Annotated in this window: 16 protein-coding genes and 2 pseudogenes; 15 read left to right on the top strand and 3 right to left on the bottom strand. The window is 39.0% G+C overall.

The window, feature by feature from the left end; all coding sequences use genetic code 11:
• Positions 1-14 precede the first annotated feature (14 nt).
• From ED2_RS02665 to ED2_RS02655, 3 genes are all read left to right on the top strand, one after another.
• Positions 15-1532 (top strand): phosphohexomutase domain-containing protein, encoded by a 1518-nt coding sequence (locus ED2_RS02665; protein ID WP_005879370.1) that lies wholly within the window; start codon positions 15-17, stop codon positions 1530-1532.
• A 22-nt stretch (positions 1533-1554) separates the two neighbouring features.
• Positions 1555-1761: a hypothetical protein gene (locus ED2_RS02660; RefSeq protein WP_005879368.1), complete on the top strand. Its 207-nt coding sequence runs from the start codon at positions 1555-1557 to the stop codon at positions 1759-1761.
• Positions 1762-1838: 77 nt separating this feature from the next.
• Positions 1839-2240 (top strand): organic hydroperoxide resistance protein, encoded by a 402-nt coding sequence (locus tag ED2_RS02655; protein WP_005879366.1) that lies wholly within the window; start codon positions 1839-1841, stop codon positions 2238-2240.
• 63 nt (positions 2241-2303) lie between these two features.
• On the opposite strand, the gene ED2_RS02650 is transcribed toward ED2_RS02655, so the two are convergent.
• A complete protein-coding gene (locus ED2_RS02650) occupies positions 2304-3140 on the bottom strand; it encodes a manganese catalase (RefSeq protein ID WP_016176925.1) in 837 nt (278 codons plus the stop codon).
• Between the two features lie 620 nt (positions 3141-3760).
• On the opposite strand from ED2_RS02650, the pseudogene ED2_RS14690 reads away from it, so the two are divergent.
• From ED2_RS14690 to ED2_RS02605, 8 genes and pseudogenes are all read left to right on the top strand, one after another.
• Positions 3761-8288: pseudogene (locus ED2_RS14690) on the top strand (SpaA isopeptide-forming pilin-related protein).
• A 2-nt stretch (positions 8289-8290) separates the two neighbouring features.
• Positions 8291-9601, top strand: a complete 1311-nt coding sequence (locus ED2_RS02635; protein WP_016176928.1) for a pilin N-terminal domain-containing protein — start codon at positions 8291-8293, stop codon at positions 9599-9601.
• Positions 9594-11284 (top strand): annotated as a pseudogene (locus ED2_RS02630) (SpaH/EbpB family LPXTG-anchored major pilin). The gene ED2_RS02635 and the pseudogene ED2_RS02630 overlap by 8 nt, the downstream one beginning before the upstream one ends.
• Positions 11285-11370: 86 nt before the next feature.
• Positions 11371-12249, top strand: a complete 879-nt coding sequence (locus tag ED2_RS02625) for a class C sortase (protein ID WP_016176930.1) — start codon at positions 11371-11373, stop codon at positions 12247-12249.
• A 132-nt stretch (positions 12250-12381) separates the two neighbouring features.
• Positions 12382-13056: a two-component system response regulator SapR gene (sapR, locus tag ED2_RS02620; RefSeq protein ID WP_005879354.1), complete on the top strand. Its 675-nt coding sequence runs from the start codon at positions 12382-12384 to the stop codon at positions 13054-13056.
• Between the two features lie 18 nt (positions 13057-13074).
• Positions 13075-14100 carry a two-component system sensor histidine kinase SapS gene (sapS, locus tag ED2_RS02615; protein WP_005879352.1) on the top strand — a complete coding sequence of 342 codons (1026 nt, stop codon included), beginning with the start codon at positions 13075-13077 and terminating at the stop codon, positions 14098-14100.
• An 88-nt stretch (positions 14101-14188) separates the two neighbouring features.
• Positions 14189-15055 carry a GRP family sugar transporter gene (locus ED2_RS02610; protein ID WP_005879350.1) on the top strand — a complete coding sequence of 289 codons (867 nt, stop codon included), beginning with the start codon at positions 14189-14191 and terminating at the stop codon, positions 15053-15055.
• Between the two features lie 36 nt (positions 15056-15091).
• The gene (locus tag ED2_RS02605; RefSeq protein ID WP_005879347.1) at positions 15092-16465 is read left to right on the top strand and encodes an APC family permease; all 1374 of its coding nucleotides are present in this window, start codon (positions 15092-15094) and stop codon (positions 16463-16465) included.
• A 143-nt stretch (positions 16466-16608) separates the two neighbouring features.
• Here ED2_RS02605 and ED2_RS02600 read toward each other — a convergent pair whose 3' ends face one another.
• Positions 16609-17808: a toxic anion resistance protein gene (locus ED2_RS02600; RefSeq protein WP_016176932.1), complete on the bottom strand. Its 1200-nt coding sequence runs from the start codon at positions 17806-17808 to the stop codon at positions 16609-16611.
• Between the two features lie 367 nt (positions 17809-18175).
• On the bottom strand, positions 18176-18838 hold the full coding sequence (locus ED2_RS02595; RefSeq protein ID WP_016176933.1) for a 5-bromo-4-chloroindolyl phosphate hydrolysis family protein: 663 nt from the start codon (positions 18836-18838) through the stop codon (positions 18176-18178).
• 227 nt (positions 18839-19065) lie between these two features.
• Here ED2_RS02595 and ED2_RS02590 point away from each other — a divergent pair, with 227 nt between their 5' ends.
• From ED2_RS02590 to ED2_RS02575, 4 genes are read left to right on the top strand one after another with little or no spacing between them, the layout of a single operon-like run.
• Positions 19066-19638, top strand: coding sequence for an NUDIX hydrolase (locus ED2_RS02590; protein WP_016176934.1), 573 nt, complete (start codon positions 19066-19068; stop codon positions 19636-19638).
• Positions 19638-19922 carry a cell wall synthase accessory phosphoprotein MacP gene (gene macP, locus ED2_RS02585; protein ID WP_016176935.1) on the top strand — a complete coding sequence of 95 codons (285 nt, stop codon included), beginning with the start codon at positions 19638-19640 and terminating at the stop codon, positions 19920-19922. Before ED2_RS02590 ends, macP begins: the two co-directional genes overlap by 1 nt.
• Positions 19923-19937: 15 nt before the next feature.
• Complete coding sequence (locus tag ED2_RS02580) at positions 19938-20630, top strand: 5'-methylthioadenosine/adenosylhomocysteine nucleosidase (protein ID WP_005879336.1); 693 nt, start codon at positions 19938-19940, stop codon at positions 20628-20630.
• 12 nt (positions 20631-20642) lie between these two features.
• Entirely contained in the window at positions 20643-21194 is a 552-nt protein-coding gene (locus tag ED2_RS02575; protein WP_005879333.1) for a cysteine hydrolase family protein, read from the top strand.
• Positions 21195-21475: the final 281 nt, after the last annotated feature.

Below are 21475 nucleotides of genomic sequence, written 5' to 3'. Positions count from 1 at the left end.
GAGGAAGATACGAAATGTCTTTTATGAAAGCGCTACAGAATGGTTCGGATATTCGAGGGATTGCTATTTCAACAGAGGAATTTGATGCAAATCTAACAGCGAAAGAGATGGAAAAAATCAGTTGTGGATTTGTTACCTGGCTAAAAAAAGCAAATGGACGAAAGTATCAAGATGGAAAGTTGACTGTCGGCATTGGGCGTGACAGCAGAATCAGTGGACCACTATTAAAGGAAGCGTTGATTAAAGGACTAGTCGATCAGGGAGTCAATGTCATCGACTTTGACTTAGCCACTACTCCTGCCATGTTCATGGCAACTCAGTTCTCACAATTCCAGTGTGATGCGAGTGTCATGTTGACGGCAAGTCATTTACCTTTTTACTTCAATGGTATGAAATTTTTTACAATGCAAGGTGGAGCCGAAAAAGAAGATATCGCCTTCATATTGACAAAAGCCACTGAAAAGAATAAAAATGGATATACAGGAACGGTACGTAAAGCAGATTTAGTAACTATCTATGCCAAAGATCTAGTCCAGAAAATCAGAAACGGTATCGGAACGACAAATGAAAAACCATTAGCCGGTTGGAAAATCATTGTGGATGCTGGGAATGGGTCAGGTGGTTTTTTCGCTGAGCTTGTTCTTGAAGAATTGGGTGCGGATACGACTGGTTCGCAGTTCTTAGAGCCAGATGGTCATTTTCCAAATCATATCCCTAATCCTGATAATCAAGAAGCAATGGTTAGTATCAAAAAAGCGGTACTGGCAAATAAAGCGGATCTAGGTGTGATCTTTGATACAGATGTGGATCGTTCAGCAGTAGTGAGCGGGAATGGCCAAGTGATCAATCGAAATAATTTGATTGCCTTATTAAGTATGATTGTCTTGAATGAGCATCCAGGAGCGACGATAGTGACAAATTCTCCAACATCGACACATTTACAAGCATTTATCGAATCAAAAGGGGGAAAACAAGATCGCTATATCTCAGGCTATCGAAATGTTATCAACAGAGCGTTGGCATTAAATGAATCAGGTGTCGATGCACAGTTAGCCATTGAAACAAGTGGACATGCGGCGTTTAAAGAAAATTATTTTTTAGATGATGGTGCCTACGTGATCGCCAAAATATTGATGCTTCTCCCAAGATTAAAAGAGGAGCAGTTGACATTAGAAGCAATCATTCAAGGATTAAGGCAACCGGTTGAAGTGCAAGAAATTCGCTTAGGGTTGACTAGCGATCATCCACAACAAAGAGGAAAAGAAATCATTCAGCGCTTGTCCGATGCATTAAAAAAATATCCGGGAATGAAATTACAGCCAGAAAATCAAGAAGGCATTCGTTATGATTTGAAAGGAGTTTATGGCGACGGTTGGTTCTTACTTCGTCCAAGTCTCCATGAACCTCTATTAGTTTTACAAATTGAAAATGATATAAAGGGAAAAAATAGCACAGCGTTACAAGTGCTCTCGCGAGAATTAGCAACATTTCCAGATGTTGAGCCACTGATATTAGCGGAGGATGAAGGGTAAAAAGTGAGGGGAAGGGATAAAAATGGTTATGAATATGATCATCTTTTTAACAGTGTTGGTCTACGGGGTGAATTTTTTGGTTTTCATGTATCTTAAAATCAATCATATCAAGGATTATGTAGAAAAAATCGCCATTTATTTTGGAACAAATATGACATTGCTGCTTACAAGTGGCATCTTTCTATTCTTTGGAAAATTGGTGGAAGATGGTATTTTACTTTTTGAATAACAAGCAGAATCTTTGTATAAACTCCTGAATATACTTACACTAGTAATATGAAGTGAACTATCGAAAGGAGTAGTACAATGAAAAAATTATACGAAACAGCGATGATCAATCACGGCGGGCGAGAAGGGGAAGTTGAAGCACCGAATGGTTCCATGCACATGAAGATCACTCCCCCAGGCATACACGCGGACGGAACCAACCCAGAACAATTATTTGCAGCAGGATATGCTTCTTGTTTTAACGGTGCGTTACAGCATATGATCAAAGAAGCGAACCTAACTGTTGATTCTACTGTCAAGGCACGTGTATCCCTCTATACCCTTGACGAAGGCGGATATAAAATCGGGGTGGTACTAGAAGTCCATGTAGAGGATGTCAGTGAAGAAGAAGCAATGAAATTAGCAGAGCAAGCGCACGACTATTGTCCTTACTCCAAGGCGACCAAAGGAAATATCGATGTAGAAGTTACGGTCGTTTGATCATAAATGAATAAAAGAAAAGCGCCTCTAGCAATCAGAAACCGATTGCTAGAGGCGTTCTTTTTACTTTTTAGCTGGAGGGGTGCCATACATTTTCGGTGTGACACGTTTTAGCTTAGGCTTAGGCTTAGCTCCTTCGATCTTTGGTTCATCCAACCATTGATATTCGCCTTCACCGTCTAATGCTTTACCACTAGCCCAAGGGCCTTTACTGCTTTCATCACCTTCGGAAAAATTATAAAAGTCGTAGGCGATATCTTTACGTTCATTTTCACGATTGAAGGTACTTGGAACAAGAATCGAACCTTCATTTTCTTCTAATTCTTTTACTGCGCTAGCCCATAGATTTTGGTGATAGCTGTCTCGTGCAAGTAGCACAGAGAGTAAATCTTTCACGCCGCGGTCAACGATCATTTCATAGATACGCGCGACTTGCAAGCGTCCTTGTGATTCCGCATTGAGATTGGCACGGAAATCAGCAAGTAAATTGCCACTTGCAATAATATAACTACCGCTCCAAGGATTACCAACGCTGTCTGCTGGACGTGGTCCTAAGCCGGCAACGATTGCTTGTTGCGGATTCATTCCTGAAATAATCGCACCAATCGTTGGATCTTTTTTCATTGCTTCTTCTTGATCTTCCACAGGTGCATCTTCTAATAGACGTGCGACCATCGTAGCCAACATTTCCACATGGCCAAGTTCTTCGGTAGCAATATCCATCAGCATATCTTTGTATTTTTCTTCTCCTCGGCAGCTCCATCCTTGGAAAAGGTATTGCATTGCCACACTCATTTCTCCATACTGTCCACCGATAAGTTCTTGTAAATATTTCGCGATCAACGGATTGGGACGATCTGGTTTTGCTTCAAACTGCAATTCTTTTTGGTGTCTGAACATCAAAATTCCTCCTAATCTTTTTTTGATACCTCTTTATTGTGATACGAATGGAGGAAAATATCAAAGAAAACGATTGCTAAATCATTTTTGTAGTATAAAACACGTTATCTGGAAACAAAAAAGTTATTTTTCTTTTTTTATAAATAATTTTGAGGGTGAACTGAGTGGTAAAAGCAAGAATAAAGTGAGGATTATGAAGCGTGTAAAGAAAGTAGATAGAACGAATATAAAAATATAGAAAAAATTCTAGAAAATTGATAGTTATCAAACTTTTTGAATTATTGTTATTTTATTTTTCTAATCGTTTATTCTTTATTCTCATTTTAATTTTTTGCTGATTTTCTTTTTTAATATTATTGATGAGGAACATTCTATAAAACGCCTATTATTCTTTTGTTGTTGTTAGGTTTTAATTCCTTATACTAAGGTGTTTTAATATAGTTAGAGTTATTTTCATTTTTGCTTGGTTATAAATGCGAAGGTATCGGCGTTTAGGATATCATTTGAATAATGATTAAAAATACATTAAAATTAAAAGAGAAAGTTTGTGTAATTATTCATTTTAATTTATGTGAAAAAACACGCATGTTTTTTTAATTATGAGGAAGGGAGTAAAAAAAGTGAAAAAAATCGGCTTGAAGGTGCTACAGTTTGTTGCTATGTGTATGTTGGTGGGCCCCTCCTTTCAATCAATCATTCATCTAGCTGATCGAGATGTAATTGCAGATACCGTTGCAAATACAGAAAAGAAAGTTTATCTAGATGAAGATTATGCGAAGATTGAAGGAAAATATGTTGAGAAAGAAGACACCCTAGAATGGACATTGGAATTTGAAAAGAAAAAAAGTGACAATGAAGGGAGGATCCGTATTGCCATCGATACCGCTGCAGTTGGTATTGGCACAGTAACCAATATCCGTGGGAGCGGATTAGCCTCTTATGACGAAGAGGGAGCAGAATTAAAAACCGAAATGATCAATGAACAAGAATGGTATGTTGGAAAAGTGTATTCAAAGGATCAAGAAACTGGAACGTTGATTTTTGAAACAGAAAAATTACCAGATACCAAAGAAGGAGAGTTGCCTCTTCAAGTCGTTGTAGATGAGAAAGTTAAGGTAACTGATAATGAAACAGCTGACAATAACGAAGGAACTGATAATCAAGAAGCTATTGAAAATAAAGAAGAAACCGCTGAAACGCAACGAGATGACACATCTGTAGAATCAGAAGAACCGATCATTCCGAGTGGACAACCCTTAGCTAGAATCCAGAGTCCATTGTTCAGTGGTATTTTAGCGCGTCTTGGTCCGACTGCGACTGACGATCCATATACCTATGTTTATCCACAAGGTTCCGCAACTAGCGAACAAAATCGGTATCCATTGTTTGCCACGAATGACTTCACTAGTGTGTTAGATAACTGGAGTCAAAGCAGCAAAGTCTACAGTGGAGATAAAGGTTCGCTTTACGATAATAATCAATTGATCGATGATTCTGATTATTCGATTGGGGGCGCAAACTGGCGGAATTATAATTACGCAACGGATAATGGTTCTACTGCCACCGAAGGAGATACAAATCTCCCTGCTCAAACAGTTCAGCTTTGGGGAACGGAACGGAATTTTGCCAATAGTTATTTAGATTATAATGGTGCGTATGTGAAAAAATGGGTGGAACCAGTTTTACCAAGTACTACAGAAGAGGGTGTTTCTCCACAAGACGCAACCACACTTTACAATGTTTATTTAGATGTGATTGGTGGAGAAGATAAAAGCATCACACCGGTCGATGTGGTATTCGTCCTTGATAAATCAGCAAGTATGAGTGAAGGAACGACAGGTTCAACAGGAAGTCAAAGTAAAGATGCCGCCTTACGCGAATCAGTTATTGAGATCAGTGAGAATCTGTTGTCTGCTCCGGAAATGGATGTCCGCATCGGGTTAGTCAATTTTTATCATTCAAGTACAGCAATTAATAATCAGAATATGATCAATTCAGATACCTTAGCGATGACAGATAACCTCAATTCAATAGCTAGTAGCATTGCATTGACAAGGACACCTATTGGAGGAACGCCTTTGACGTTAGGGTTGAGAAAAGGCTATGAGGTTCTCTACGCTAATAATGGAGGAACAGAGAGAAATCCTGAGAAGATTTTGATTGTTGTGGGAGACGGTACCCCTACTTTTAGCTATGCACCGATTCAGTCAAGAACTTCGAGGGGAGGCAATAATTGGAACAGTTGGAATGTGATGCCAGATAAACTGGCAACAGATAACGGGACCCTCTTTAAAAATTTTGAAACCTTTTCCGGAAATACTTCTAATGCTGGTTTTACGTATCCTGTAACCTATGCGACAGATTTCAACCGGCCAGCTAATACGAATCAAATTCAATATCGTTATGGAGAAGTAAAAGATGGCGACAGTAAAGCAACGCATTGGGCAGGAACTGGAGGCGCAGATAATGATACGACTGGAGCGGCTACTACTCAAGAAAAATCTTCAGCAATCAATACCGTGGCGTATCATCATTGGCTAAAAAATACCTATGAATCGCCGCCAAATATTTTTACGATCGGTTTAGGAATTGAAGGAAATGTTTCTGGTAGACAGCGATTAGATGCGATTGGCCGAAATGTGTTGAAAAATATTGCTGATACGAAGCCGAATGGGACAGAACCTTATTATTATAATGCCAATAACAAAGCAGAAATTGTAGATGCTTTAGAAAATATCTCTGCAACATTCAAAAAAACGATCGAACAGGCGACGCTATATGATGAAACGGGATTCAATGTTTCACTGTTTGGGGGCGGAAATTCGGCAGAAATCCAGTATTACCATTTGGAGAACAGCGAATCAGGGACAAAATATGAAGCACCAGAAGTTTGGGATGTATCAAAACATGGAACGAAGCCCACCAGATGTTGTAGCAACACCAACACAATATCAAGGACATGAGAATCATGCATATGCGTTTTCTCCGATTTCGTTAGGAGAAGGCGAAATGGTTCGGATCAAGTACCAAGTCAAATTAGATGGGGGGGCACAAGATGGTAAGTTCTACACAGTGAATAATATGGCTTATCTACAAAATCTAGAGGATTATCAAAACGATCGAGCGACAGGGCGAATGTATCTGCCAGCTCCGTCGATTCGATATGAACACAAGGATCGAAATCTGCAAATCCAAAAGACTGGGCAAGATGGTGAAGCACTGGCGGGTGTAGATTTTGCTTTATATGATAAAGATCCTGATAAAAGTGAAGTAGAACCGATTGAAATAAGACGGACGACGAATGACGGACTGGCTATTTTTGAAACCAAGATTCCTATACTTGGAGATGAAGGCGGCGCAGACAGTGATGTTTATTGGATAAGAGAAATCTCAGGTCCGCCACGTTATCAATTGATTGATGAGACGTATTCATTTCAAGTAAGAAAATATATTGCCGGCGAAGGGGATCCTATAGGACATTATGAATTGGTGGATGCGAGTACTTCAGGAGACCGAAAAGGTGGTCCTGAAGGCGAAGACAAAGGTGCCACTAATGAAGGAGAATACCATACATTCTCGGTTGTCCAAAACTTAAACGATGAAAAAACAGATTATAAAGATCTTTACGTCAAACTAGAAATACGTAATGAGTTCAAACCTGTTCACTTGAATATTGAAAAGCTGGTCAAAGATAGTGACGTACCAATCAATGGCGCAGAATTTGAAGTTTATGAGACAGATGGCGAAGGGAATGCACAAGGAAATGCACAAGGAAATGCGATTGCTAAAGGTGTTTCTGGATTTAATGTAAAAGAAGACAAAAAAGGGCTCTTGACGCTCTATCGTGTCAATGGAGAAGGAAACTACATCCTAGATGAAACTAATAATAAAATTATTCATCCATTTGGTGATCCCGATTCATTTGAACATGGCGATGAAGGCGATAAGTATGCAGAATACAAGATTATAGAAACAAAAAGTCCAGAAGGCTTCGAAGATCCTACAGAAAATGATGGTTGGCTCTTGCAAATCTATGGAAACAGTGAGGGAATGATCAAATATCAGCGGTTAAATGAAGAAGGTTGGCACTACTTAACATTTACCGAGGACGACGGGCTGCTGTGGATCGATTATGAGGTGTATAACACCTTTAGATACCGTGAAGTCAAAGTGAAAAAAGTCGATCAAAATGGTGAGCCATTAGATGGGGCGGGCTTCGATATCAAAAAGACAGACGATCTAGGATTCCCACTGTATCGAGCTTATACAGGCAATCCACGCGATCCAACTCCTCAAGAACCAGGCAATGGCTCCTTCTATCTTTATAGAGTTGGTCTCGACAAATATGAGGATCTTGAATATACCGATCCTTTGAAATTAGCTGTGGGTAAGTATGAAATCTCTGAAGCAGTTGCACCAAATGGCTACCAACTCTCTGGTCAGACTGCTTCATTTGGATTGAATGAAGAAGGTCAATTTGTGATCAATGGAGTGGCGATCACTGATGAGACAGCCGATTTAGGAGAGGACTATGCGATTATTAATGGCGTATTACAAGTTACGCTGAAAAATGAACTCGCACCGCTTGATTTAACGCTATTCAAGCTAGATAGTACGAATAATCAAAATCTACCGGGAGCTGCATTCTCACTTGAACGTGAAGTGAATCCTGGGGAGTATGAGATGATCGATGATGGCTTGACACCCGATCAAGCCGACCTTTCTAAGTTTCTTTCACAAGATTTAGCTGCAGGAAATTACCGGATCAAAGAAGAAACAGCGCCAGACGGATACATGCGTTTGCCGGGATATTTTATTTTGACCATCAGTTATCGAGAAACGGCAGAAACATCAGGAGGAAAAGTTATCCCTGGAAAAGAAAAAGGCAGTTTGAAAGCCGAGATAGCCTATTATCCAGATGGTGGAACGGATGACCCGTCAGTTACGCAAGAAGTAACCTATGAGTTGACAACAGACAACCGCATCCAATTATTAGTGAATATTGGAAATGACCCAGAGAAGCCATTGCCAGCTACTGGTGGAACAGGCCCTTACCTCTATTTCATCATTGCGGCACTCTTTATAGGGGTCTCCGCACTGATTGGTGGCGTACTGTATGTTAAGAGTCATAGGAAAGGGAGGGTCTGATCATGAAAAAAGTAGGCATGCTACTTCTCCCAATACTTATTTTCTTGCCAATCGTAACAGCACTATTTTCTGTTAAGAGTCATGCGCAAGAAAATGCGGGAAATACGGTTGAATTCATTTTGCATAAGAGAATGGTCCGCGATGTGGATTACACAGAAGAAGTCTTTCATCAAAATGATGGATTAGAGATTGCTACTGACCAAAAAGACACGTTACTCTCGCAAACTGAGCCATTGAATGGTGCAACTTTCCAGATGTACGAACTGACTGATTATTATGAGAAGCAAAAAGGCCAAATGACGAGCGAAAAATTTGTACAAAATTTTGCTGCAATGGATCGCTCAACGATCAACGAACAGATTGCGAGCGAAAATTTAGAAAAAGTAGGTCCGCCAGTTACCACGGCATTCGATCAGGTAGGAAATTTAGGGGATGGAATTGCGCGAATCACTGCACCTAAGAAAAACCAAGACCGAGATGCTGTGTATCTGATTTTTGAAGAATCGGTCGACCGAGAAACTGGCTTGGATGTTGACTTGGATCAACATGCGATCCCAATTGTTGCCATTTTGCCAATTGTGGATCCAATGGACCACACAAATGAACTATCACAGATTCATATCTATCCGAAAAACGTCGGATATCTACGTGATCCGTATTTCTTTAAATACGGGCGTCAACAAGGATCACAAGAAACGGGAGTTCCATTGCAAGGTGTGGTCTTTGCATTGTATCAACTGATTGAGGGGAAGAAATATTATTTAGATATGTCACCTTCGATTGATTTGAAGAACAAATGGATTGAACCACAAGCTAATGATCCATTGGGGGATGTGAACGTTAGTAAATTCATTTCTGATAAAGCGGGTCTGGTCACTACAGGTGGGCGATTATTACCTGCAGGAACATACTATTTTGAAGAACTGAAAAGTGTGGACGATTATACCATTAGTAAAGAAAATAAAAAAATCGAAGTAGTGATTCCAAGGTCTTGGCAGAATGCCGATGGACAACCAAACTATGTCACAGTCAATGGACAAGAAATGGCAGAACTAGAATCCGGGAATGTGCCTAAAGTAGCTTATACCGAAGCCAAGCCACGGGTATACAATGAAAAAACGGACAAAAAAACTATCGAAGACAGCAACAAGCAAGCGAATCTTACACCAGATCGACAAGAACCGAAGGAATACACTTGGTTGAGTTATCCAAAAGCAAATGAGACAAAATCATTGATTTCATTAATCGGAATAGTCTTGATCATAGGTGCGGGTTTAAAACTAAAAAAGGAACGGGGAGAAAAAAATGAATAAGTTGAATTTGATAAAAGGGTTCAGTATATTGTTACTTGCAACTGTGGGATTTGGGAATAGCCAGGATACGAAAGCCGCAGAAGTGTCAGAAAAACCAAGTGAGATCACGATCACATTACACAAAAAGGGCTTTGAGTCCTTACCAGCTGATCAAGCGAATAGTGGTCTGGTTTCGGATAAATTTGGAGAAGAGAATATAGCTGGCGTGGATTTTGAGCAATTCGATGTGTCTGCGGTGTATTACGACTTGTTAAAGGATGATCCAGATACGCAAGATGTTGATGATGGGATGGCTGCTGCTGCAGCAATTGCATGGATGCAAAAAAAAGATTACAAAGATTGGAACACGATCCTTAATGGTGTAGACCCAATTGATAGTCATACCACAACCGATAATGGAACAGCAGTCTTTAACAATGTACAAGTCAGTGATGACGATGGGAAAGATAAAGTCTATCTGTTTTTAGAAACTTATTCGCCAGCCCATATTTCTAAAGTTGCTGCGCCAATGGTCGTGATGATGCCAGTGATGATGCCAAATGTGGTTGATGGCACGTGGGATGGTAGCTCTTGGAAAGACACATTCAACACAGATGTCCATCTCTACCCCAAAAATGAAGTACGAGAAGCAGATAAAAAAATGAATGTACCTGCTGGTGATGAACTAAGAGAAGTTATCCTTGATAAAGGTGACGAAGGTACAGAAACGATTTCATATCTTGATCTAGAAAAAGGAAAACAAGTTTCATATACGATCACTGCACCGATTCCTTATTTTATTGATTCGATCAATGGTGATTCGTCTGCTGTCATTAAAAACTTCGTAATAACAGATACACCAACAGCAGGATTAAGCTACTTTGATCAAGAGATAGAAGTAAAAGTCGGAGAGGAAGAATTAGTTAAGGGAACAGATTATTCTGTCGCACAAAGCGATAATGGTTTTGCAGTAACGATCTTAACAGAAACAAATGGTGTTGCGAATGCAGAAACGTTAGCTAAATTAGCCGAAGGACGTGGAGGCGATTTAACGATCACCTACAATATGCTAGTGACAGCAACGATTAAAGCAGATGAATTTCATAATAACACTGCAACGATATTGATCGGACGTAATGATGCCTACGATTACGATGAAGAAGTAATTCCAGACGAAAAGTAGCCACTGGCGGTAGAAAATTTGAAAAATATGATGCTTCAAGTAAACAGACGTTGAGTGGTGCCCAATTTGAGATCTGGAATGGTAACAAGGATAAATTTGCTGTCTTTTACAAAGATGGTGCAGAGCTAACAACCTATGAAGCGGGCGCAGATAGAATCGTTTGGTCAGACTCAGGATCAGGAGTTGCTGCAACGAAATTCACTTCTGATGACCAAGGGAAATTTGAAGTGCAAGGATTGGATTACGGTACGTACCATGCAAAAGAAGTCGTTGCACCAAGCGGCTATGCTTTACCGGCTGGGGATAAAGCATTTACAACATTCACGGTTTTCTTTGGAAGCTACGATGAAAGTGTATCTGTTTCAGGTCAAGTAAATCCTGGGGAAGAAAGTATTCCGAACATTAAAAAGGGGTATCTACCATCAACTGGGGCCAATGGTATTTTCGCCTTCTTACTGGTTGGACTGAGTCTAATGATCGGCGCCTATACATGGTATAGAAAATCAAAAGCAACAGAATAATCGACTACTATTGAAAAAAATGATAAATCCGAAGTCGCAGCAGTTAAAGTGATTAGCTGCTGCGATTTTTTAAGGAAGTGCTTGAAATGAAAAAAAAGCAGCGAGAAAAAAAAGCAAAAATATGTTTAAAATTGATGATGGCAGTGACCTTTTTTATCGGTGCAGCGGTCTTTACATATCCTTTTTTGGCAAATGCAATCAGTAATTATTGGGATCAGCAACGAATTGCAAGCTACCAACAACGAATCGCAAAAGAAAAAGATGCGACACAAAAGAAAATACTAGAAGAGTACCAAGCTAAAAACCAAGAACTTGCGGAAGAATGGCGCTTTTTAGGCATGGGTAAAGTCAAAGATCCGTTTAAACAAGCGGTGAAAAATGAAAAAGGATCCCAAAAAAATCTCTACAAGGAGCATTTGATCGGAGCGATTTATATTCCTAAAATCAAGGTGAGTTTGCCTTTATTTGATGAAACGAATGACCAATTATTGGAAAAAGGTGCCACTGTATTACAAGGTAGTTCATTTCCAATTGGCGGAAATGAAACGCATTCGGTTATTACCGCCCATAGTGGAATGGCTAAAAAGAAGCTGTTTACTGATTTAAATAGATTAGCAAAAGAGGACGTTTTCTATTTAGACGTGATGGGGGAAAAATTAGCATATAAAGTCGTTGAAAAAACCGTTGTGTTACCTACAAACGTGGAAAAATTATCGATCAAAAAAAATCAAGATTTGGTCACACTAGTTACCTGTACCCCTTATGCGGTCAACACCCATCGCTTACTTGTCACTGCGAAAAGAACGCAGATGGATGGATATGCCAATGAACGAATCAAAAGAACAAAAAACTATCAATTTTGGCTAGCCGTCTTGCTTTCGGCTGGAGCATTATTATTTTTGCTACTTTTCAGCTATTTTATTTTTAGAAAAATCAAGAAATTAAAAAAATCTAAAAATGAATAGGAGAAAGTAAAATCGGTCTGAAGTCTCTTGTTTTATTCTTGAACAATCAGGAAAATAGAAAAAGAAACTTGCTTGTCGTATCACGTCTTCTTTGATATGGTAAAAATAAGCAAAAAGTAGGGGGGCTACATCATGGCGAAAATTATGGTGGTAGAGGATGAAGAAATCATTCGGCAGTTGATCATGGAAGAGTTGGAAAAATGGCAATTCGAAACATATGGTACAACAGATTTCAATCAAGTATTTACAGATTTTGAACAGGAAGAACCACAACTAGTGTTATTAGATATCAATTTACCTGTATTTGATGGCTACTATTGGTGTCAGAAAATCCGGGAAGTTTCAAAAGTACCGATCATTTTTATCTCAAGCAGAAATACAAATATGGATATGATCATGGCAATGAATATGGGGGCAGATGATTTTGTGACCAAGCCATTTCAAATCGATGTATTGATTGCTAAAATCAATGCACTACTTCGCCGTTCTTATAATTATGCTGAACTGTCTAGTGAAATGATGAGCCACAATGGGATCACACTGAATGTCGATAACGGAAGCATGGAAATCAATGGAGAAATCATCGATTTGAGTAAAAATGAATATCGCTTGCTATTTATTCTCATGAAACAACATGGAAAGATCCTAAGCCGAGAAAAACTGTTGCGAGCATTGTGGGATGACGAACGATTCGTTGATGACAACACATTGACGGTGAACATCAATCGGTTGCGTAGAAAAATCGAACAAGCGGGTATCAATGGATATATCGAAACAAAAGTCGGCCAGGGGTATATCGTTCCCTGAAAGGATGAGCAGTAGAAGATGAAATTTTTAAGTTATTTAAAAGATCAATGGTCTATGATCTTAGGCTGGCTTTTTTTTGTTGGACTGACGATTTTCGTCATGTGGCTGGCACCGAACATTATGATCGACTGGGGAACTGTGGGATATCTCGCCTTGATCCAAGGAGTCTTTTTGATTTTTTATTTATTTGTCAATTATTTGAGTAAACGCCGTTGGTGGGGGAAATTAGCTAATTTACAGCAGACATCGCCATTACAAAATTACTTGAGTGGTAGCCATACGGAAGAAGAAAAATTGGTGGAAGAATACATCAATCAACTGATCCGTGAACACCAAACAGTCATGCAAGAAGCGATTACCAACCAACAAGATCAAAAGGATTATATTGATTCATGGGTCCATGAAATCAAAGTACCTTTGGCAGCCTCTGAATTATTAGTACGCTCGATCGAATTTGATATCGACGATCAAAAATATACACTTTTAGAAAATGAATTGGCAAAAATCAATGAGTATGTAGAGCAGGTACTGTACTATGCTCGATTAGATAGTTTTTCAAAGGACTATTTGATTCAAGAGTATGAATTGAAGAGTATTATCCAACCAGTGATGCGTAGCCAAGCCAATTATTTTATCCAAAAAAACTTGCGCTATGAAATCGTGGGCGAAGATCAGCGAGTATTGACTGATGCGAAATGGGTGACCTTTATTTTCAAACAAATCCTTAGTAATGCAATCAAATACACTCCTGACAACAAAGAAATCATTATTTCAATTGAAAAAGGCAAAAGTGGTGTGTCTTTAGCCATCAAAGACACGGGAATAGGGATTCCCAAAGAAGATTTAGCTCGTATCTTCGATAAAGGATTCACTGGTACAAACGGACGACTGAGCAAAACTCATTCCACTGGGTTGGGTCTTTATTTAGCCAAATCCCTCGCTGAAAAAATCGGTATTGAACTAATCGCTGAATCGACGGAGGGAGAAGGGACGACAATGACCCTATTTTTCCCAATTTTAAATTTCTATAATGAGAAACGTTAGAAAACAGTTAGAATCGAAAAAAACTTCTTGTGTTGTGAACGTTTTCGCTGATAAGTTTCTTATCATGTGAAATAAAAGGAGATTAGTTATGGAAATTTTAATAGCATTAATCCCTATGGTAGCATGGGGTAGTATCGGTTTAGTAAGTGGAAAAATTGGTGGCGATGCCAATCAGCAAACATTAGGAATGACGATTGGCGCATTCATTTTTTCATTAGTTGTCTTTTTCATTGTTAGTCCTACGATCACACCTTGGATTTTCTTGATCGGCTTTTTATCTGGTCTTGCTTGGAGTGTTGGACAAAACGGTCAATTCCATGGGATGAAATTTATGGGCGTCTCTGTTGGATTACCACTTTCTACTGGTTTTCAATTGATTTTGAATACGATTGCGGGCGCTGTCTTCTTCCATGAATGGACACAAACGAAAGATTATGTATACGGTATTATTGCTTTAGCTCTTCTTGTAAGCGGTGCTTATTTAACCGCGCGACAAGATGATGAAGGAAAAGTAGACACAGATAATAAAATGCTTGATTTTGGTAAAGGCTTTAGAGCATTGATCTATTCTACGATTGGTTACGGTGTGTATACGATCATTGTCAACTGGGCTAATTTGGATGCGATGTCAATCATCCTTCCTCAAAGCATTGGGATGATTTTAGGTGCAAGTTTCTTTGCTTTCCGTAAAGTAAAAGTCGATCAATTTGTTTGGAAAAACATGATCTGCGGATTGCTGTGGGGAATTGGGAACGTGTGCATGCTTATAACAGTGAAATCTCTTGGTTTAGCTGTAGGTTTCTCACTTTCTCAAATGGGGATCATCATCTCTACTCTAGGCGGTATTTTCATTTTAGGAGAAAAGAAAACGAAAAAAGAACTTGTTTATGTTATTGTTGGTTGCCTTTTAGTCATTTTAGGTGGTATCCTTTTAGGGTATATGAAAACGGCTTAATTGCTGTTTTCCAACCTGAAATGGGGAGGAACTTCAATGGATTTGTTTCGTAAGAAGGAAATCAATCTCAATCAGACGAGTGGGATGAAGAAAGATCTTAAAACAACGGATTTGATCATGTTAGGTATCGGTGCAATCATCGGTACGGGAATATTTGTAGTGACAGGGGTTGCGGCCAATCAAAATGCGGGTCCAGCACTGTCACTTTCATTTGTCTTGGCTGCAATCGTTGTCATTTTATCAGGACTGAGTTTTGCTGAATTTGCCTCAAGAGTCCCAGTGATCGGTGGACCATATGCCTATTTATATGTGGTATTTGGTGAATTTGCTGCTTGGCTAACAGGCTGGCTATTGATTGGTGAATTTTTGTTAGCTGTCTCATCCGTTGCTTCAGGGTGGTCAGGCTATGTCCAAGGCTTTTTACAGAGTTTAGGGGTCGGCTTGCCACATGCATTGACTGGGGGCTACAATTCTGAGAATGGAACTTATATCGATTTGATTGCAGTGCTTGTCGTGATTTTTGTCACGTATATCGTTTCTTTAGAAGCGAAAAAAGCATTACGATTGAACAACCTGATGGTATTCGTGAAGTTCGGCATCATCGCGTTATTCATCGTTGTTGGTATTTTCTTCGTTAAACCTGAAAATTGGCAGCCTTTTACACCTTTTGGCTTTTCTGGTGTCTTAGATGGAGCTGCTTTAGTCTTTTTTGCTTTTTTAGGATTTGATTCTGTGGCGATGGCAGCGGAGGAAGTGAAGAATCCGCAAAAAGATGTACCTAGAGGCATTATTGGGTCGATCTTGATTGCTACGGCACTCTATATTATCGTGACGTTGATCTTGACTGGGATCGTACCTTACACAGAATTAGGTGTAACAGACCCAGTGGCATTTGCGATGCGTTATGTTGGTCATGGAACAATCGGTGCAATCATTGCGGTGGGCGCGATCTTGACCTTACTCACCGTAACGATTTCGATGATGTATTCTTTAGCTCGCTTATTATTTGCTGTAAGTAAAGATGGACTATTACCTAAATTTATGACAGAAATCGATGAGAAGCATCGAACGCCTAGAAAAGCGACGTATGTAGCAGGGGTTGCAGCATTATTCTTTGCGGGCTTCTTCCCTTTGAACATCTTAGCTGAATTAACGAACATCATGGCGCTGACATATTTGATGCTAGTCAGCTTGGGACTTTTGAAATTAAGAAAAATGTTTGGAAAACCCAAAGCAGGTGAGTTCAAAGTACCTTTTGTCCCTATCTTGCCACTAATTTCAATTCTCACATGTTTCATTTTGATGCTGCGATTACAACCTATAACTTGGCTTGTTTTTGGCATCGTCATGGTGCTTGGTTTGATCATTTATTTTGGTTACGGGTATAAACACAGTAAGATGAATGAATAAAAGAGATGCCTTGGTAGTGCTGATTCGAAAAAGCTATTTCTCGCCAACTATACAAAAAAAGAAGGGGAACGACAAGTGTTTTGTCATTCTCCTTCTTTTTTCGTATAGATTGAATTTTCTTCTTCAAAGGAAGAGGAGCGAGTTTATTGTGTCAAATCCAATAATTTTTGTTTCAAGTCATCTTCCATGTTGCCTAATTCAACTTCTGCATGACGACGTTTTTCTTTTCCTTCTTGTTGAATACGTAAGGTTTCTTGGATTGTTTCAATCAAATTATTTTGAGTGGTTTGCAATGTTTCGATATCAACGATCCCACGTTCATTTTCTTTTGCAGTTTCAATAGCAGAAATTTTAAGCATTTCTGAGTTTTTCTTCAATAAGTCGTTTGTTGTTTCAGATACTTGTCTTTGTGCAGTCACCGCATCTTTTTGTCGAAGAAGCGTTAAGGCAATGACCACTTGGTTTTTCCATAGAGGAATCGCTGTAGCGATCGATGCTTGGATTTTTTCTGCCAATGCTTGGTTCGTGTTCTGGATCAAACGGATCTGTGGTGCTTGTTGGATCGTGATCTGTCTTGCTAAACGTAGGTCGTGTGTACGTTTGTCTAAACGATCTAGAAACTGTGTATAGTCATTTGCAATCTGTACATCCATTTGATCTCCCGTTTCTTCTGCTTTTTTCATTGCTTCAGGAATGATCGTTGTTTGAAGCTCTTCCATCTTTAATTCACCGGCAGCAATATAAATATTGAGTGCATCAAAATAATCTTTATTTTTTTGGTAAAGTTGCTCTAACATCAAGTTGTCTTTTAATAAGCCATCTTTTTCTTTATCTAATTTAATAGAGATCTTGTCGATTTGTGCACCGATTTTTTGATATTTTGCAGTGACTTCATAAATGGATTGTTTGACTTTTCCGAAGACACGCTGAAAAATATTTCCTTCGCCTGCACGCAGTTCATCTGGATTTGCTTCTTGAAGGCGGTACATCAATTCCGTTAAAGAATCACCAACCGGACCAATATCTTGTGCTTGGACATGGTTCAGCATCGATTGCGAGAATTCACTCAATTTTGTTTGGGCGGCAGAACCATAACTAATGACTGACTGCGCATCATTTGCATCGATTTTTGCTGCTAATTCTTTGGCTTGTTCTTGTCTTTCAGCAGGTAATTTATCAATTAGTCGTGTCGCTGTTTGCTGTTCTTGAAGCGCATTGATTTCGTTCTGTTGCGTTTGGGTCAATTTATCTGTCGGAGTAGAAAACGGATTGTTCAATAAGTCTTCTAACGTATCATTGACAGGGGTAATATCATTCGGTTCGCTTGGATGATTGTTTACCATTAAAACTCCTCCTTGTGGTTCATTGAAACTACTTTCTTTCATCATATAAATAAAGTGATAGGAATGCAATCACGTGATAGTGGATCAAACATCCTATTTTGGTTTTAAGTGACATATTTTTGCGCATAACGGGCGAATCGGATATAGAATAAATAAGAGAAGAGGCTGGGACAGAAGTGTTTAACTCCGAGAAATAAGAAGAAATTCACGCAAATTGCTTTTCAAATTTTTGTGAATTTTGGTTTATTTAAGAAGGAGTTGCTTCTGCTCCCACCGTTTATTCGTTTTTAAAGAATGAGGCAAAAGTGTTTCTTACTTTTGTCCCATTCTCTTTCTGATTGAGTGACTAAAGAGTAATTTACTGCCTCTATTGATTCGATTCTCGTTCTAGTTCATTATCTCGTTTTAAGCTTTGTTTGGCAATTGATAGCTCTACATCTAGATCATCTAGATCATCGGATACGAATTTTTGATAATCTTGCGCGATCAGGCTGGCTAATTGATCGATGATCACTGCACTTTCTTCTAGTTTTGCATAAGTCTGTTTATTTTTGATCTCATGATCATTGATCTCGATATATTTATTGGTCAAATCAATTAGATTTGGCAAGTGTGTATAAAGAAACTGACTTGCTTCATGCAAACGATGGGGCTCTTTCACTAATTCTTTAAAGAGTGCCTTGGCTGCTTTGACCGTATCATGTCGAAGATCGATTGATTTAAGTTTTGCTGTTTGCTGCATATTTTGTTGTAGTTGGCTGATCTCTGTCTTTGTCTGATTCATTGTTTGTCTGAAAAAAGTGATTTCGCTTGGGGTCATCCCGCTTTCTTCGTAATGTGCTTCTAATTCTTTTGAAAGATCAGGTATTTCTGCCGGTCTTTTTTTCTTTTTGCTAGAACCGAATAGTCCCCAAATGATAAAAACTGTTCCTACTACCAGCAGTAGCGTAATCAAAGAATAACCACTCAAACGGATATAAAAAAAAGCTATTAGTAAAGCTACTATCCATCGCCAATTTCGTTTTAACATATTAAGCCCTCCATCTTTTCTTACATTCATGAGTAACTGAATTCCTCTTATCATCTACATCCTTATTTTAGCACAATAGCTGTCATAAATAGTATCGGACTAAAGAAGGATTTTAAAGATTTAGAGAATTTCTAAGCTTTGCTATGGTAAACTAAATAGGACGATTCAAGAAAAATTGAAAAAATAAACGAAAGCAGTTATCATTACAAAAGAAAGCAGGGAAAGCGATGCTTAAATTTGAACAGTTTGAAGAAAAGACGATCAATCGTAAAGAAATCTATCATGGTGCTATCATCGACGTGGCATTGGATGATGTTAGATTACCAGACGGAAAAACGGCAAAGCGTGAATTGGTTTTTCACCCTGGCGGAGTGGGGATCATCGCTTTTGATACAGCTGACCGATTGCTCTTAGTAAAGCAATTCCGTAAACCATTAGAAAAAGTGATATTAGAAATTCCAGCAGGCAAAATAGATCCAGGTGAAGGACAGGAACCGGAGCGAACAGCTGCCAGAGAGCTCGAAGAAGAGACGGGCTATCGCCCTGGAAAACTGACGCATTTAACGTCTATGTATCTGTCACCGGGGTTTGCAAATGAACTGCTGCATATTTATCATGCAACTGATTTAGAAAAAATAGCACAGCCACTTGCGCAAGATGAAGATGAAGTTTTGGAATTATATGCTCTTACGTTAGAAGAAGCAAAGCAAGCAATGGCGGATCAAGTGATCTGTGATGCAAAAACGATTTATGCTGTTCAATATTGGGAATTATTGATGAAGGGAAGAGGGATCGGTTGATGGCCAAAGGACCGCTGATTACGAGAAGTGAACTACGTAGACGACAGCAGATGCAAGCCCAAGAATCACTAAAGAGGCAAAGAAAAGAAGAGGCCGCGTACCAACAAGAAGAAAAGAAGATCGCTAGTTTTTATCGTAAAGAAAACAAAAAAAATAAACCCATAACAAAAACGCGTGTCAGTGAACGTAAAAAAACAAAAAAATGGAATTCATTTTTGATGAAATCCTTGATTATTGTTATTGTACTATTGTGTGCTGTATTTTTAGCAGTGGCATTTATTTAGAAAGAAGGAAATGAAATGAAAATCGGTATTATTGGCGCTATGGAAGAAGAAGTAAAAATCTTAAGAAAAAATTTAAGTGAACCATTATCTTGGGAACGAGCAGGAGCATTATTTATTTCAGGCTCACTCGGACGACATGAGGTAATCGTTGTTCGTTCAGGAATTGGTAAAGTATTGGCATCAGTGACAACAAGTTTATTGATCCAACAATATGGTGTAAATATGGTGATCAATACTGGTTCTGCTGGCGGAATCGGTGAAGGCTTAAGTGTTGGTGATATTGTTATATCTGATAAAGTAGCTTATTTTGATGTGGATGCAACTGGATTTGGCTACGAACCGGGACAATTACCAGGCATGCCGCTATATTATGAAGCAAGTACTTATTTGCGAACAGAGATGGCTAAAGCAGCCAAATCAGCGAATCTTAATGTTAAAGAAGGGTTGATCGTTACAGGGGATACTTTTGTCGACTCGCCAGATAAAGTAAAAGAAATTTTGACTAATTTCCCAGAGGCACTTGCTTGTGAAATGGAAGGGGCAGCGGTTGGACAAACAGCTCGCCAGTTCAATATCCCATTTTTAATCGTTCGAGCAATGAGTGATACAGCAGATCATTCAGCGACACAAAGCTTTGACGAATTTATCGAAGATGCCGGGAAACGTTCAGCTGAGATGGTTATTGAATTTGTCAAACATCTTGTATAAGGAGAGGCTAATATGAAAGCTTTGATTTCGATAGATTACACGTATGATTTTGTTGCAGATGATGGAAAGCTGACGACCGCTAAAGATGGCCAAGCCATTGAAAACCAGCTGGTTGCACACACGAAAGACTTTATCGATAAGGGAGAGTTTGTCGTATTCGCAATAGATGGACATGATAGTGCAGATCATTTTCATCCGGAAAATCAGTTGTTTCCACCACATAACCTGATAGGCACTAGTGGCCGGGATTTGTTCGGCAAATTGAAGGATCTGTATGATGAAAATAAGCAACGAGAAAATGTCTATTGGATAGATAAGCGACATTATTCTGCTTTTAGCGGAACAGATTTGGATATCCGTTTACGGGAAAGAAAAATCACTGACCTTTATTTGACTGGTGTTTGTACAGATATTTGTGTCTTGCATACAGCGGTGGATGCTTATAATTTAGGCTATCAATTATTCATTTATGAAGATGCTGTTGCAAGCTTTGATTCAATCGGACATGCGTGGGCATTGAAACATTTTGAGACTACTTTAGGGGCGAAAATCATCCGAAAATAGGTTCTTCCACGCTGCATTCAATTGTCAGAGGAATGAAAATAGCTAACGGATTTCATGAAATGGAAGAAATTAGGATCGAAGTGTGAAACTTGAATTATTTTTTTGAACTTCTGATTTTCGTTGGTGTTCAAATCTAGAGGAAGAGATCGAAACAAAAGTCGTTTAGGTTTGATAAATTGAAGAGGGAAGAGGAGGCTGGGACAGAAGTGTTTAACTCCGAGAAATAAGAAGAAATGAACGGAAATTGCTTTTCAAATTTTTGTGAATTTCGGCTTATTTAA

Origin of the sequence: Enterococcus durans NBRC 100479 = LMG 10746 (genome assembly GCF_001544215.1) — a bacterium.
Classification (GTDB): Bacteria; Bacillota; Bacilli; order Lactobacillales; family Enterococcaceae; genus Enterococcus_B; species Enterococcus_B durans.
The sequence above is the reverse complement of the archived record's forward strand: the minus strand, read 5'-3'. Positions and strand labels throughout refer to the sequence as shown.

Bases quoted from the DNA above. Each gene is read 5' to 3' on its own strand.
- ED2_RS02665 (WP_005879370.1), top strand. From the start codon at position 15: ATGTCTTTTATGAAAGCGCTACAGAATGGTTCGGATATTCGAGGGATT.
- ED2_RS02660 (WP_005879368.1), top strand. From the start codon at position 1,555: ATGGTTATGAATATGATCATCTTTTTAACAGTGTTGGTCTACGGGGTG.
- ED2_RS02655 (WP_005879366.1), top strand. From the start codon at position 1,839: ATGAAAAAATTATACGAAACAGCGATGATCAATCACGGCGGGCGAGAA.
- ED2_RS02650 (WP_016176925.1), bottom strand. From the start codon at position 3,140: ATGTTCAGACACCAAAAAGAATTGCAGTTTGAAGCAAAACCAGATCGT.
- ED2_RS02635 (WP_016176928.1), top strand. From the start codon at position 8,291: ATGAAAAAAGTAGGCATGCTACTTCTCCCAATACTTATTTTCTTGCCA.
- ED2_RS02625 (WP_016176930.1), top strand. From the start codon at position 11,371: ATGAAAAAAAAGCAGCGAGAAAAAAAAGCAAAAATATGTTTAAAATTG.
- sapR (WP_005879354.1), top strand. From the start codon at position 12,382: ATGGCGAAAATTATGGTGGTAGAGGATGAAGAAATCATTCGGCAGTTG.
- sapS (WP_005879352.1), top strand. From the start codon at position 13,075: ATGAAATTTTTAAGTTATTTAAAAGATCAATGGTCTATGATCTTAGGC.
- ED2_RS02610 (WP_005879350.1), top strand. From the start codon at position 14,189: ATGGAAATTTTAATAGCATTAATCCCTATGGTAGCATGGGGTAGTATC.
- ED2_RS02605 (WP_005879347.1), top strand. From the start codon at position 15,092: ATGGATTTGTTTCGTAAGAAGGAAATCAATCTCAATCAGACGAGTGGG.
- ED2_RS02600 (WP_016176932.1), bottom strand. From the start codon at position 17,808: ATGGTAAACAATCATCCAAGCGAACCGAATGATATTACCCCTGTCAAT.
- ED2_RS02595 (WP_016176933.1), bottom strand. From the start codon at position 18,838: ATGTTAAAACGAAATTGGCGATGGATAGTAGCTTTACTAATAGCTTTT.
- ED2_RS02590 (WP_016176934.1), top strand. From the start codon at position 19,066: ATGCTTAAATTTGAACAGTTTGAAGAAAAGACGATCAATCGTAAAGAA.
- macP (WP_016176935.1), top strand. From the start codon at position 19,638: ATGGCCAAAGGACCGCTGATTACGAGAAGTGAACTACGTAGACGACAG.
- ED2_RS02580 (WP_005879336.1), top strand. From the start codon at position 19,938: ATGAAAATCGGTATTATTGGCGCTATGGAAGAAGAAGTAAAAATCTTA.
- ED2_RS02575 (WP_005879333.1), top strand. From the start codon at position 20,643: ATGAAAGCTTTGATTTCGATAGATTACACGTATGATTTTGTTGCAGAT.